Consider the following 13,878-nt stretch of genomic DNA (forward strand, 5'->3'; position numbering starts at 1 on the left):
CGTGCCGACTATCCGCAACCGACAGGAGTGCAGATGAACTCAGACGACAGTAGTCGATTATCGCTCGCCGGTGCGACGCTGCGCATCGACACGCCGTCCGCATCACGCGCGCCGGCGAGCGTTCCCGTTTTTACCGATCTTACCGATCCACAGCCGATCGCGCCTGACGCGACGCGGCGGGGAGCGCTCGTGCGTCGATAACGTCACGGTCGCTCCCCGCCCGCCGCCTCGTGCGCAAGGAGCGATTCATGACGACACGATACGACACCTCGCACAAGAAACAGCGCGGCTTCATCAAGGCCGGCGCCGGCCAGCAGCACGACCCGCGCATCATGCGCGCCGCGCAGGAAGCGGCCCGCCCGCTCGAAGCCACGCTGAAGTCGCTGCGCACCAGCACGCGCGGCCTCACCTACGACCAGGCCGCCGACCGCCTGCAGCATGACGGCCCGAACGAAATCGCGCACGACAAGCCGCCGCACTGGACCCGCCAGTTGCTGCTTTCGTTCCATAACCCGTTCGTCTACGTGCTGCTGGTGCTGGCCGCCATCAGCTTCTGCACCGACGTCTACTTCGCGGCACCCGACGATCGCGATTACGTCGGCATGACGATCCTGCTGACGATGGTCACGATCAGCGCGCTGCTGCGCTTCGTGCAGGAGTTCCGCTCGCTGCGCGCGGCCGAGAAGCTCAAGGCGATGGTCCGCACGACGGCGACCGTGCAGCGCGCGGTGACCGACACGTCGGAGCCGGCGCGCCGCGAGGTGCCGATGCGCGAGGTCGTCGTCGGCGACATCGTGCATCTTTCGGCCGGCGACATGATCCCCGCCGACGTGCGCCTGCTCGCGTCGCGCGACCTGTTCATCAGCCAGGCCGTGCTGACCGGCGAGGCGCTGCCCGTCGAGAAGTACGACACGCTCGGCGCGGTGGCCGGCAAATCCGCGAGCACGCATGCGGCCGCCGCGGCCGACGACGCACCGGCGTCGCTGCTCGACATCGAGAACGTCTGCTTCATGGGCACCAACGTCGTCAGCGGCACGGCGACGGCCGTCGTCGTCGCGACCGGCGAAGACACGTACTTCGGCTCGCTCGCGCGCAACGTCGTGAGCCACAAGCGCGTCGAGACGAGCTTCGACCGCGGCGTCGCGAGCGTCAGCTGGCTGCTGATCAAGTTCATGTTCGTGATGGTGCCGATCGTTTTCATGATCAACGGCCTGACCAAGGGCGACTGGCTGAGCGCACTCACGTTCGCCCTCGCGGTGGCCGTCGGCCTGACGCCCGAGATGCTGCCGATGATCGTCAGCGCGAACCTCGCGCGCGGCGCGGTCGCGATGGCGCGCCGCAAGGTCGTCGTCAAGCGGCTGAACTCGGTGCAGAACTTCGGCGCGATGGACGTGCTGTGCACCGACAAGACCGGCACGCTCACGCAGGACAAGATCATCCTCGAACATCACCTCGATCTGTCCGGCCACAAGAACGAGGACATCCTGCGGCTCGGCTGGCTGAACAGCTTCCACCAGAGCGGCCAGAAAAATCTGATCGACATCGCGGTCGTCGCGCGCGCCGACGAAATCGGCGAACGCGTGAAGCCGCAGGGCTACAAGAAGATCGACGAACTGCCGTTCGACTTCGTGCGGCGCCGCCTGTCGGTCGTCGTCGAGGACACGCACGGCGCGCACCTGCTGATCTGCAAGGGCGCGGTCGAGGAAATGCTGGCGGTTTCCACGCACGTGCAGGATGAAGACGGCGTGCGCCCGCTCGACTTCGTGGCCCGCAAGCGGCTGCTCGAACAGGCCACCGCGTACAACGAGGACGGTTTCCGCGTGCTCGTGCTCGCCACGCGCACGATCCCGCGCGGCGACGAACGCGCGCAATACCGCACCGCCGACGAACGCGATCTCGTCGTGCGCGGCTTCCTGACCTTCCTCGATCCGCCGAAGGAATCGGCCGCGCCGGCGCTCGCCGCGCTGCGCGAGAACGGCGTCGCGGTGAAGGTGCTGACGGGCGACAACCCGACCGTCACGATGAAGGTGTGCCGCCAGGTCGGCCTCGACCCCGGCAAGCCGATGCTCGGCACGGAAATCGAAGCGCTCGACGATGCCACGCTCGCGCAGGTCGTCGAACGCACCACCGTGTTCGCGAAGCTCACGCCGCTGCAGAAGGCGCGCATCGTCAAGGCGCTGCAGGCGAACGGCCACACGGTCGGCTTCCTCGGCGACGGCATCAACGACGCGCCCGCGCTGCGCGACGCCGACGTCGGCATCTCGGTGGACAGCGGCGCCGACATCGCGAAGGAAACCGCCGACATCATCCTGCTCGAAAAGAGCCTGATGGTGCTCGAGGAAGGCGTGATCAAGGGCCGCGAGACGTTCGGCAACATCCTGAAGTACCTGAACATGACCGCCAGCTCGAACTTCGGCAACGTGTTTTCGGTGCTCGTCGCCAGCGCGTTTCTGCCGTGGGAGCCGATGCTCGCGACGCAGTTGCTCGTGCTGAACCTGATCTACGACACGTCGCAAATGCTGCTGCCGTGGGACAAGATGGACCCCGAGTTCCTGAAGAAGCCGCGCAAGTGGGAAGCCGGCAACATCGGCCGCTTCATGCTGTGGGTCGGGCCTACGTCGTCGGTATTCGACATCACGACATACATCCTGATGTGGACCGTGTTCGGTGCGGGCGCGCTGTATCACCTGAACGGCGGCGCAAGCGGTCAGATCGTGATGAATTCGGGCTGGTTCATCGAGAGCCTCGTGTCGCAGACGCTCGTCGTGCACCTGCTGCGCACGCAGAAGATTCCGTTCCTGCAGAGCACGGCGTCGCTGCCGATGCTGCTGTCGACCTTCACCGCGATCGCGATCGGCTGCTGGCTGCCGTTCTCGCCGTTCGCGCAAGCGCTCGGCTTCATGCACCTGCCGGGCACCTACTGGCTGTGGCTCGGCGCGACGATGGTCGGCTACATCGTGCTCGCGCAGATCGTCAAGACGATCTACGTGCGCCGCTACAAGCAATGGTTCTGACGTCCCGCGGATGTCGACGTGCCGGCCCGTGCGCCACCCGCGCGGGCCGAACGCCCCGACCCGCCGTCGTTCGGTGACGAACGGGCCGCATCCGCGGCCCGTTTTTCGTTCATCCGGCGTCGTTCGCGCCGAACAGCTGCGCGCACACCGCGCGCCCTTCGTCGGTCAGTGCGGCGCTGCCGGTACCGTCCTCGTTCAGCGTCGTCGCGCTCAGGCCCGCGGCGTCGAGCTGCGTGAGCACGCGGCGCAGCGTGCTCATCGGCAGTTGCGTACGCTTCGCGATCTTCGGCAGCGACCACGTCTTGCCGGCCGGATCGCTCGCGGCTTCGTGCAGCGTCGCGAGCGTGGCAACGAGTGCGGGATCGAGCGGGGATGCGTCGGTTTCTGAAGTCATCGGTTCGGGTTCGTCGGCCGGCGTCGGCACCGGCATGCATTGAGAAAACGATCGCGGACACTATACGCCGCGTCACGCCCCCTTGAGCGCCGCGCGCATGAACGACACGAAACGCGCGGTGACGGGATCGTCGCGATCGGACCGCCACGCGAGCCCCACGCGCCACTTCGCGTCCCGGCCGTCGAGCGGCAGCACCGTCGCGTCGCGCAGCAGGTACCGCGCGCTCGACGGGATGAACGCGACGCCGACGCCGGCCGCGACCGACGTCAGCACCGACTGCACGTCCTCCGCCTGCTGCATCACGTGCGGCACGAAGCGGCGCTCGACGCACCACCGGTCGATCTGTGCGGCCAGCCCCGGCCCGCGCGCACGCTGCAGCGCGATGAAGCCGATCTCGTTGAGCACGTCGAGGTTGGCCGGCACGCGCTTGAAGCCGAGATGCGGCGGCGCCGCGAGCGCGAGCGCTTCGTCGGTCACCTTGAACGACGACAGGCCTTCGTCGGCAGGCACACGCAGGAAGCCCGCGTCGAGCTTGCCGGCGCGCAGCCGACGCGTCTGTTCGGACGACGACAGATCGCTCAGCGTCACCGCGATACCCGGATTGCAACGGCGGAATTCGGCGATCAGCTTCGGCACGAGCGTGAGCACGGACAAGCAGATGCCGAGTCGCAAGTGCCCGCGCTGGCCACTCGTTGCTTCCCGCGCACGCGCCAGGATTTCGTCGGCATCGCGCACGAGCGCCTGCGCGTCGGGCAGGAAGCGTTCGCCGAACGGCGTCAGTTCCGCGCCATGCCGGCCGCGCTCGAACAGCTTGCCGCCGAGGCTCGCCTCGAGCGCGCCGATCTGCTTGCTGAGCGCAGGCTGGCTCATGTGCAGCGCATCGGCCGCACGGCTGAAATGGCAGAGCTCGGTGACCGTCAGGAACGTGCGCAACAGTCTGAGTTCCATTCTTCAACGGAATCGTAATGATCGAAATATTCATTTTACCGATCGAATGCAATGGCGTTCAATACGGACATGCCCTTCCCGGAATTCACCGTCATGTCTCTCGATCCAGCGGCCGACTGCGTGGCCGAGCCATCATCCGATGTCGCGGATACAACCGCATGCCCCGTCGTCGCCGATGCGCGCGCACCGAAGCGTCGTGCCAAATGCACGGACGGGCGCAGCCGCCGCTTCCGCTTCGGCGACGCGCTGGAAGACGCGCCGCCACGCGCGGTGACGGGTTCGATCGCGATCAGTTTTGCGGTCGTGTCGCGGCGGAACTGGCCGCGCTGAACCGCACGCCCGCCCGCTTTTCATCCCACGCGCACCGCTGTCCGGCAGCGCGAAAACGGCGGAAATCCTCCCGTATCACGCGTCATTGCACGTCATCCGATCGTCATCGCGCGGCGATCGACCGTATAATTTCCCGCACCCGCTGACCGCCCACACGTTCCGCGCAGCCGCATCGCGCGTGAAAAGGAGACTTTCGCTTGACCGGCCTCATCGCGCGCCTGCCTCGCGCCCGGACCACCCTGATCCTGGCCCTTTCGTTCCTGGTGCTCGCATTCGCCACGAACGCGTCCGCGCAAAGCGTGCAGCCGCATCGCACCCAGCCGCATGCGCACACGAAGGCCGTCAAGAAGAAGCCTCATCGCAAGAAAAAGGCCGTCAAGCATCGCCGCCCGCGCGTGACGCATCAGGCGGTCAAACGCCACGCGGCACCCGCACCGCAGCAGCGACGCGCGAAACGCACGACGGCCGTGCGCCCGCGCCCGCCCGCCAAACCGAAGCTGCTCGCCAGTTGCGGCTACACGCCGCGCGCGGTCCGGTCGCTGCATTCGCGCGCGGCCTACGTGCTCGACGTCGATTCCGGCACCCCGCTGCTGGCCCGCAATGCGCGCGCCGTACGGCCGATCGCATCGATCTCGAAACTGATGACGGCCGTCGTCGCGCGCGACGCCGATCGTCCGCTGAACGGCGTGCTGCGCGTGACCGCGCGCGATCGCGACACGATCAAGTTCACCGGTTCGCGCCTGCAGGTCGGCTCGGAACTGTCGCGCCGCGAGATGTTCCATATCGCGCTGATGTCGTCGGAGAACCGCGCGGCCGCCGCGCTGAGCCGCGACTATCCGGGCGGGCGCACCGCGTTCGTCAAGGCGATGAACCGCGAAGCGCGCCGGCTCGGCATGCGGCATACGCACTTCCGCGAGCCGACCGGCCTGTCGCCGCACAACGTGTCGACGGCGGAAGATCTCGCGCGGCTCGTCGGCGCGGCCGCGCAGGATCCGCTGATCCGCTATTTCTCCACCGATCTGTCGACCACCGTGCGCCCCGGCGACGGCGAACTCGTATACGTCAACTCCGACCCGCTCGTGCGCTACCGCCGCCTGCCGATCCGGCTGCAGAAAACCGGCTTCATCAACGAATCGGGGCACGGCGTCGTGATGCGCATGCGCGTGAAAGGCCGCCGCGAAACGGTCGTGCTGCTCGGCGCACCGACGCGTGCCGGCGTATCGAGCGACGCAATCCGGATCCATCGCTGGCTGTCCTGCTCGATCCGGTAACCGCGCCCGGGCAGCCGGCGCGTTCACGCTACGGGAGCGACGTCATGCAGCACGAATACCGCTTCAACGCGTTCGGCCGGCTGCTCGCCGTCGTGCGCACGAACGGCCGCTGGGCCGTGTTCGATCTCGGCGCCGATGGCAAGCGGCGCCCGGCCAATCTGCAGATCCCGTCGACGCTCGCCGCCGACGAACTTGGCCAGTACCTCGGCGATCTGCTGCACGAAAACGCGACCCCGCGATACAGCGAAGTCGTACCGATCGCACATCAACGCGCGTAATCGCGCCCGGCAGCGCCGCCAGCCGGCGACCAATTCGACAGTCAAACTTGCAAGTTTAACTGTCGTGTTCTATGCTTCGCCGCATGAACCCGCCACGCAAACCCGGCGTTTCCGCCGAAACCGTCGCCGCCGACCTGACCCTCGCGGTCGGCCAGCTCATCCGCCGGCTGCGCTCCGAGATCGATTCCGAAGGGCTCGGCATGTCCCAGACGAGCGCGCTCGCACGGCTCGAACGCCACGGGCCGATGACGACCGCCGATCTCGCGCGCGCCGAGGCGATGAAGCCGCAGTCGATGAAGGCGATCCTCGCGAGCCTCGAGGAAGACGCGCTCGTCGAGCGCGAACCGCATCCGACCGACGGCCGCCAGATCCTGTTCAAACTCACCGCCGCCGGCCTCGACGCGAGACGCAAGCGCCACGCCGCGAAACACCGATGGCTCGGCGCCGCGATCGAGAAGCTCGACCCGCAAGACATCGACACGCTTGCCGCGGCCATCCCGCTGATCCGCCGCATCGGCGAGCAATGAACCGGCCCGTGCGCCACGCGGCATACGCGCGCACGGCTTTCCTCGTCCCTTCCCCGGAGTCCCATCATGAGCGCAACCCGTCTCGACACGAACACGGCGCTGGTCGTCATCGACCTGCAGAAAGGCATCGTCGCCCTTCCCACCACGCACCCGGTCGCACCGGTGATCGCCCGCACCCGCGAACTGCTCGACGCATTCCGCAGCCGCGGCCTGCCGGTCGTGCTGGTCAACGTCGCGGGCGGCGCACCGGGCCGCACCGAGCAACCGCCGCGCACGGCGCAGCTCCCCGCTGACTGGACCGAACTCGTGCCCGAACTGAACCGCCAGCCGACCGACCACGTCGTGACGAAGCGGACCTGGGGCGCCTTCACCGGCACCGGTCTCGACGCGCATCTGAAGGCAGCCGGCGTCACGCAGATCGTGCTGACCGGCGTCGCGACGAGCATCGGCGTCGAATCGACCGCGCGGCAGGCGCACGAACTCGGCTACAACGTGACGCTCGCCGTCGACGCGATGACCGACCTCAACGCGGACGCGCACGTCAACAGCGTGGAGCGACTGTTCCCGCGCCTCGGCGAAACGGGCACGACGCAGGACATCGTCGCGCTGCTCGACCGGCGCGGCGCGTGAGCGACGAGCGCATCCGGTCGGCGCCGGGCCACGCGGCCGGCCGGCTCGATCCGTCGATCTGGAAAGTCAGCGCGGTTGCGACGCTCGGCTCGCTGCTGTCGCAGCTCGATGCGACGATCGTCAACGTGTCGCTGTCGAGCCTCGCGACCGACCTGCATGCCGGCCTGTCGACGATCCAGTGGGTGACGAGCGGCTACCTGCTCGCGCTGACGCTGGTGCTGCCGCTGAACGGCTGGCTCGTCGACCGCATCGGTGCGAAGGCGCTCTACCTGTGGTGCTTCTCGGCGTTCACGCTAACGTCGGCGCTGTGCGGGCTCGCGTGGTCCGCGCCGTCGCTGATCGCGTTCCGCGTGTTGCAAGGCGTCAGCGGCGGCTTGCTCGCACCGATGGCGCAGATGATGATCGCGCGCGTCGCCGGCCAGCAGATGGCGCGCGTGATCGGCTACGCGGCGGTGCCGGTGCTGCTCGCGCCGATCCTCGGCCCGGTCGTGGCCGGCGCGATCCTGCAGCACATGTCGTGGCGCTGGCTGTTTCTGGTGAATCTGCCCGTCGGCGCGCTCGCGCTCGCACTGGCCGCGCGGTTCCTGCCCGGCGACCGGGACGATGCGCCGCGGCGCGCACTCGACTGGATCGGCCTCGCGTTGCTGTCGCCGGGCCTCGTGCTGTTCCTGTACGGCGTCGAGCGGATCGGCTCGGCGCCCGGCATCGCGGCGGTCGCAAGCTCGGCGCTGCTGCTCGTCGCGTTCCTGCGCTTCGAGCGCCGCCAGGGCGAGCATGCGCTGATCGATCTCGCACTGTTTCGCTCGCGCGTGTTCGGCGCGGCAGCCAGCACGCAATTCCTGTCGAACGGTGCGCTGTATGCAGGCCAGATGCTGATTCCCGTATTCCTGATCCAGGCATGCGGGCGTACCCCGGGCGAAATGGGCTGGCTGCTCGCGCCGCTCGGGCTCGGCATGCTCGTCACCTATCCGTCGATGGGCGCGCTGACGAGCCGGTTTGGCGTACGCCGGCTGGCCGCGGCCGGCGCCCTGCTCGCACTCCTCGCCACGCTGCCGTTCGTGTTCCTCTCGCTGACCGGCTACGATCCACTCGTGCTCGTGCCGGCGCTGTTTCTGCGCGGCATGGGCCAGAGCGCGATCGGCGCGCCGTCGATCACCGCCGCGTATGCGTCGGTCGAGCGCCGCAACCTGCCGATGGCGACCACGTCGCTCAACATCGTGCAACGGCTCGGCGGCCCGACGTTCACGACGTTATGCACGCTGTTTCTCGCGTGGCGGCTGCAGGCCGAATCGACGTCGGCGGGCGGCACGCAGGCCGTCGCGTATGCATGGGCGTTCGGGCTGCTGTGTGCGCTGCATGCGGCGAGCTTCGCGACGACGCTGCGGTTGCCGTTGCGCTCGGCTGGCGCAGGCGGCGACGGACGAGCCCGCAACACACCGGCCGGTTCGCGCTGAAGACGGGCCGCGCCGCGTGCGCGGCCTCCCGCTAAGGCAACCACATCGGCACGATCGACGCCACGAGCAACAAGCCGAGCCCCGCATTCAGGCAGCGCCACTGCCGCTCCGTGCGCAACACGCGTGCGAACAGCAGCCCGGCGAGGCACCACAGCGACAACGACGCCATCGCAGCCACGCCGAATGCGAAGCCGAGCAGCACGCCGAGCCCTGCCGGCCCCGACGCCAGCGCCGCGAACGATGCGGCCGCGCCGAGCGTCATCGCCCAGCCTTTCGGGTTGTGCCACAGCATCCACACGCCGCTCACGAACCCTTGCGGCCGATGCACGTCGACATCGAGCCGCGGCTTGCCGCCACGGCCGATGCGCACGGCCAGCCACATCAGGTATGCCGAGCCGACCGCTTTCATCGCGAGCTGCAACGCAGGCAGCGCGAGCAGCACACTGCCGAGGCCGGCGGCAGCCGCCGCCGCCATCGACGCGAGGCCAGCCGCGATGCCCGCCATCAACGGCAACGAACGCCGATAGCCGAAATGGGCGCCCGACGCGGTCGCGAGCGTCGTCGCGCCGCCCGGCGTCACGGTGGACACGATCACGAACAGCATCAGCGGCAAATAGTCATGAAGCGGCACGAAGGCTCCCGGTCGTCGTCACGGAAACCCTGTTTTTACCTGCGATTTCGTCATTACGACAGCGAAAGCTTTTTATGCTACCCATTAGCATTCATAATGCGACGCATGGCACGCAATCTCGACCTCGCGCTGCTGCGCGCATTCGTCTCGGTCGCCGATCATCGCAGCATGACGGCAGCCGGCCACGCGCTGCATCTGACGCAAGGCGCGATCAGCCAGCAGGTCGCGAGGCTCGAAACGCTGTCCGGGCCGCTGTTCGTTCGCGAGCATCGCAACCTGCTGCTGACGGCGGCCGGCGAGCGGCTGCTCGAACAGGCGCGCCGGCTGCTCGCCGCTCACGATGCGCTGCTCGCCGACCTGAGCGCCGGCGCGGTGGAAGGCGCGGTGCGTCTCGGTGCGCCGCAGGATCTGGTCGGCACCTGTCTCGCACCGATCCTGAAAAGCTATGCGCATGCGCATCCGCAGGTCGCGCTCACGCTCGTGTGCGCGGCGTCGCCGGAGTTGCGGCGCGGGCTCAAGCACGGCGAGCTCGACGTCGCGCTGATCGAGGCGCCGGTCGGGTCGTCGCGCGGCGAGTGCATCGCCGTCGACCGGCTGGTATGGGTCGGCGCGAAAGGCGGCATCGCGCATCGGCACTCGCCGCTGCCGGTATCGATGGTCGCGCAGACCTGCGCATTCCGCCCGACGGTGCTCGACGCACTACGCAGCTGCGATCGCCCGTGGCGCACCGTGTTCGAGAACGGCAGCCTCGATGCAACGGCCGCGACCGTGCGCGCCGATCTTGCCGTGACCGTCTGGCTCGCGTCCACCGTGCCGCCCGATCTCGACATCCTGTCGGCCGGCAGCGGCCTGCCCGCCCTGCCGAATTTCTCGATCGACCTGCACGTGCCGCGCGGCCAGCACACGCCCGCCGCGACGGAGCTGGCCCGCTACCTGCGCAACGGCTTCGCGCGGCTGCGCGCGGTCGCGTAGCGGCGCTGCCCGCTACACCGTGCCCGGCTCCTGCGGCGCGGGCATCGTGCCCGCCGCCTCGAGCGCCTGATGCAGCGTGGCGAAGATGCACGACGCACCGACCACGTCGGTGATCCCATGACGATCCATGTCCGCGCGCAGATAGCGGTTTACGCGCCCGAACAGCACGCCGATCCCGCGCGCATGCAGCGTCCTGACGAGATCGGCCAGGGTCCGCGCGGCCGAATAATCGACATCGGTGATCGCCCCCGCATCGACGACGAACCAGCGCGGCGGCACCGGCGCCGCATCGACGAGCGCGGTCACTTCGGCAGCGAACAGATGATCGTTCGCGAAGAACAGGTCGGCACCGAACCGGTAGACGATCAACCCGGGCGCCGTCATCGCGCCGCGCCGGGCGGGCACTGGCTGCCACCGGCCGTTGCCGGCGACGGGTTCGAGCACCATCGTGTGCGGCTGGTAGCTGTGGCGCACGTGCCGCATCAGCGACAACGCAACGGCCAGCAGGATGCCCTGTTCGACGCCGACGGCACGCATCCGGAACCCGATGGCACAATCACGGTCCCTTTCATGCGCCCTTCACCGGGCGTACGTCGCATCGCGGCGCCGATTCAACGCACAAGAAGGCCCCAGTCCACCCCTATGACCCTGAATGAATCCTGGTTGACGCCGCTCGTCGGCATCGTCGTCCTGCTCGCCGCCGCCGGCGCGGTCACCGCCGTCGTCCACTTCCTGCTGTTTCGCGTGGTCGCGCGTCTCGCGCGGCTGTCCGCCACGCGTGTCGACGACGCGCTGTTCGAATTCGGCGCGTTCAAATGGCTGAACCGCATCGTCCCGTTCGTCGTGATCAAGCTCGGGCTCGGCGCGGTGCCCGGCATGCCGGGCCTGGTCGCGCAGGTCGCCGACAAGGTGCTGTTCGCGCTGATCGTGTTCCTCGTGACGATGACCATCAGCGCGACGCTGTCCGCGCTCGAGCATACGCACCGCACGTCGCAGCGCGACCAGCCGCGCCTGTCGCTGAAAGGCGCGATGCAGCTCGTCAAGCTGGTGATGTTCATCACGGCCGCGCTCGTCGTGATCGGCGACGCGACCGGCAAGCAGATCGGCCTGCTGCTGTCCGGCATCGGCGCGATGTCCGCGGTGCTGATGCTGATCTTCAAGGACACGCTGCTCGGCCTCGTCGCCGGCGTGCAGCTGTCGTCGAACGACATGCTGCGGATCGGCGACTGGATCACGATGCCGTCGGCCGGGGCGGACGGCACGGTCATCGACATCACGCTGAACACCGTCAAGGTCGCGAACTTCGATCACACGATCATCACGGTGCCGACGTGGAAGCTGATCACCGAGAGCTACCAGAACTGGCGCGGGATGACCGAAGCGGGCGGCCGCCGCATCAAGCGCGCGCTGTTCGTCGATGCGACGAGCGTGCGCTTTCTCACGAACGACGAGATCGAACGGCTCGAACGCCTGACGCTGCTGAAGGACTATCTCGAGGACAAGGTCGACGCGATCGAGCAATGGAACGGCACGCTCGGCGCGGCCGGCGACTGCCCGGCGAACCGCCGCCAGTTGACGAATCTCGGCACGTTCCGCGCGTACGTCGCGAACTACCTGAAGGGCCATCCGCGCATTCGCCGCGACATGACGAACATGGCGCGACAACTGCCGCTCACGGCCGAGGGCATTCCGCTCGAACTGTACTGCTTCACCGATACGACGACGTGGGTCGACTACGAAACCATCCAGGCCGACCTGTTCGACCATCTGATCGCGGTGCTGCCTGAATTCGGGCTGCGCGTGTACCAGCATCCGTCGGGCTTCGACATGCGGCAGATGGCCGACGCCGCGCAAGCCGGGCTGCACGCGCCGCGCGCGGCTTGATAGCGGCCACGACGGCCGGCCGCCAGCGGCCGTCTGCCCCGCCGTCGGGCAGCGGCGCTCACCGCGCCGCGCACTCCGACGCGAGCCGCCCCAGCACCTTCAGCGCGTCCTCGATCTGCCGCGACCACGGGTAGCTGTAGTTGAGCCGGATGAAATGACGGTAATCGGTGCCGGCCGAGAACATGTGCCCGGGCCCGACCGTGATCCGCTGCGCGAGCGCCAGCGTATACAGCTTCATCGCGTCGACCTGCGGCGGCAGTTCGACCCACAGCACATAGCCGCCCTGCGGCTGCGACAGCCGCGTGCCTTCCGGGAAGAAACGCCGCACCATCGCACTCATCAGGCTCGCCTGCTGCGCATACTGCTTGCGCATGCGCCGCAGGTGAAAATCGTAGCCGTCGTATTTCAGGTATTCGGCGATCGCGAGTTGCTCGATCGCGGGCGTCGCGAGCGTGTTCAGGAATTTCAGCTTCTCGACCTGGTCGCGATAACGGCCCGGCATCGCCCAGCCGATCCGGTAGCGCGGCGACAGGCTCTTCGTGAACGACGCGCAATGCAGCACCAGTCCGTCGCGATCGAACGACTTCAGCGCGCTCGGCGCCGTGTCGCCGAAGTGCAGCTCGTGATAGACGTCGCTCTCGATCGCCGGCACGCCGTGCTTCGCGAGCAGTTCGACCAGCGCGCGCTTGCGCGCATCGGGCATCTGGAAGCCGAGCGGATTCTGGAAATTCGGCATCACCATGCATGCGGCGACGGGCTCGCGCGCGAGGACCCGCTCGAGCGCGTCGAGATCGATGCCGTCGCCCGGGTGCGTCGCGACCTCCAGCGCGCGCATGCCCATCCGCTCGATCGCGTGCAGCATCGCGTAGAACGTCGGCGACTCCACCGCGATCGTGTCGCCCGGCTTCGCCACCGCCTGCAGGCACAGGTTGATCGCCTCGGTCGCGCCGATCGTCATCACGATCTCGCCCGGCTCGACCGCGACGCCGCGCTCCGCATAGCGCCGCGCGATCTGGCGGATCAACTCCTGATTGCCGGGCGGCAGGTCGTCGATCACGCCCCAGCGCGTGCGCCGCCGCCCGATCGTCTGCGCATAGCGCGCGAGGCGCTGCACCGGAAACTGGGACGCGTCGGGATACGGCGAGCCGAGCGGCACCGCGTCGTCGCGCGCGATCGAGCGCAGCGTCGACAGCACGAGCCGGCTCACGTCCACGGCCGACGGCTCGGCGGCGGGTGCGGAGACATGCAGCTCGGCCTCGGCCGGCGCCGCCGCGCGCGCCCGCACGAAGTAGCCCGACTGCGGCCGGCTTTCGATCAGGCCGCGGCTTTCCAGCACGAGGTACGCGCGCAGCACGGTCGTGACGCTGAGCTGCTGCTGCCGGCTCGCCTGCCGCACCGACGGAATCCGTTCGCCGGGCCGGTACACGCCTCGCTCGATCTGCGCCTGGAGATCGTCGGCCAGTTGTTCGTAACGCTTCACGTGCCTCCTTTCAGCTTCCCTTCAGCAACACAGTTGCGATCCGCATGGTATGGATGGCCGAAACT

The 13,878-nt window shown here is 68.3% G+C and carries 14 protein-coding genes and 1 pseudogene; 10 read left to right on the top strand and 5 right to left on the bottom strand.

The window, feature by feature from the left end; translation table 11 throughout:
• The first annotated feature begins 33 nt into the window (after window positions 1-33).
• Together WT24_RS34825 and mgtA are read left to right on the top strand one after the other, a co-directional pair.
• Window positions 34-201, top strand: coding sequence for a hypothetical protein (locus WT24_RS34825; protein ID WP_179949316.1), 168 nt, complete (start codon window positions 34-36; stop codon window positions 199-201).
• Between the two features lie 47 nt (window positions 202-248).
• Complete coding sequence (gene mgtA, locus WT24_RS05560; RefSeq protein ID WP_082742108.1) at window positions 249-3,014, top strand: magnesium-translocating P-type ATPase; 2,766 nt, start codon at window positions 249-251, stop codon at window positions 3,012-3,014.
• A gap of 109 nt (window positions 3,015-3,123) precedes the next feature.
• On the opposite strand, the gene WT24_RS05565 is transcribed toward mgtA, so the two are convergent.
• A complete protein-coding gene (locus WT24_RS05565; protein ID WP_082742109.1) occupies window positions 3,124-3,408 on the bottom strand; it encodes a transcriptional regulator in 285 nt (94 codons plus the stop codon).
• Between the two features lie 72 nt (window positions 3,409-3,480).
• Window positions 3,481-4,356: a LysR family transcriptional regulator gene (locus WT24_RS05570; RefSeq protein WP_059500332.1), complete on the bottom strand. Its 876-nt coding sequence runs from the start codon at window positions 4,354-4,356 to the stop codon at window positions 3,481-3,483.
• A gap of 51 nt (window positions 4,357-4,407) precedes the next feature.
• Here WT24_RS05570 and WT24_RS05575 point away from each other — a divergent pair, with 51 nt between their 5' ends.
• From WT24_RS05575 to WT24_RS05600, 6 genes are all read left to right on the top strand, one after another.
• Window positions 4,408-4,686: a hypothetical protein gene (locus WT24_RS05575; protein WP_060031734.1), complete on the top strand. Its 279-nt coding sequence runs from the start codon at window positions 4,408-4,410 to the stop codon at window positions 4,684-4,686.
• A 197-nt stretch (window positions 4,687-4,883) separates the two neighbouring features.
• Entirely contained in the window at window positions 4,884-5,957 is a 1,074-nt protein-coding gene (locus WT24_RS05580) for a serine hydrolase (RefSeq protein WP_059500330.1), read from the top strand.
• Window positions 5,958-6,001: 44 nt separating this feature from the next.
• A complete protein-coding gene (locus WT24_RS05585; protein ID WP_060031737.1) occupies window positions 6,002-6,235 on the top strand; it encodes a hypothetical protein in 234 nt (77 codons plus the stop codon).
• A gap of 71 nt (window positions 6,236-6,306) precedes the next feature.
• Window positions 6,307-6,762: a MarR family winged helix-turn-helix transcriptional regulator gene (locus tag WT24_RS05590; protein ID WP_060031740.1), complete on the top strand. Its 456-nt coding sequence runs from the start codon at window positions 6,307-6,309 to the stop codon at window positions 6,760-6,762.
• A 66-nt stretch (window positions 6,763-6,828) separates the two neighbouring features.
• Window positions 6,829-7,392, top strand: coding sequence for an isochorismatase family protein (locus tag WT24_RS05595; RefSeq protein WP_060031743.1), 564 nt, complete (start codon window positions 6,829-6,831; stop codon window positions 7,390-7,392).
• Window positions 7,389-8,846, top strand: coding sequence for a DHA2 family efflux MFS transporter permease subunit (locus WT24_RS05600; RefSeq protein WP_060031746.1), 1,458 nt, complete (start codon window positions 7,389-7,391; stop codon window positions 8,844-8,846). Before WT24_RS05595 ends, WT24_RS05600 begins: the two co-directional genes overlap by 4 nt.
• 31 nt (window positions 8,847-8,877) lie before the next feature.
• Here the strand turns inward: WT24_RS05600 and WT24_RS05605 are convergent, their stop codons facing one another.
• Window positions 8,878-9,477, bottom strand: a complete 600-nt coding sequence (locus WT24_RS05605; protein ID WP_082742102.1) for a LysE family translocator — start codon at window positions 9,475-9,477, stop codon at window positions 8,878-8,880.
• Window positions 9,478-9,573: 96 nt separating this feature from the next.
• On the opposite strand from WT24_RS05605, the gene WT24_RS05610 reads away from it, so the two are divergent.
• Window positions 9,574-10,449, top strand: a complete 876-nt coding sequence (locus WT24_RS05610; RefSeq protein ID WP_060031749.1) for a LysR substrate-binding domain-containing protein — start codon at window positions 9,574-9,576, stop codon at window positions 10,447-10,449.
• A gap of 12 nt (window positions 10,450-10,461) precedes the next feature.
• Here WT24_RS05610 and WT24_RS05615 read toward each other — a convergent pair.
• A pseudogene (locus WT24_RS05615) lies at window positions 10,462-10,977 on the bottom strand (STAS domain-containing protein); the annotation flags it as partial.
• 114 nt (window positions 10,978-11,091) lie between these two features.
• On the opposite strand from WT24_RS05615, the gene WT24_RS05620 reads away from it, so the two are divergent.
• Window positions 11,092-12,333 (top strand): mechanosensitive ion channel family protein, encoded by a 1,242-nt coding sequence (locus WT24_RS05620; RefSeq protein WP_059500323.1) that lies wholly within the window; start codon window positions 11,092-11,094, stop codon window positions 12,331-12,333.
• Between the two features lie 58 nt (window positions 12,334-12,391).
• Here the strand turns inward: WT24_RS05620 and WT24_RS05625 are convergent, their stop codons facing one another.
• A complete protein-coding gene (locus WT24_RS05625) occupies window positions 12,392-13,813 on the bottom strand; it encodes a PLP-dependent aminotransferase family protein (protein WP_060031756.1) in 1,422 nt (473 codons plus the stop codon).
• Window positions 13,814-13,878 lie beyond the last annotated feature (65 nt).

Source organism: Burkholderia sp. MSMB1078WGS, assembly GCF_001528895.1.
Classification (GTDB): domain Bacteria; phylum Pseudomonadota; class Gammaproteobacteria; order Burkholderiales; family Burkholderiaceae; genus Burkholderia.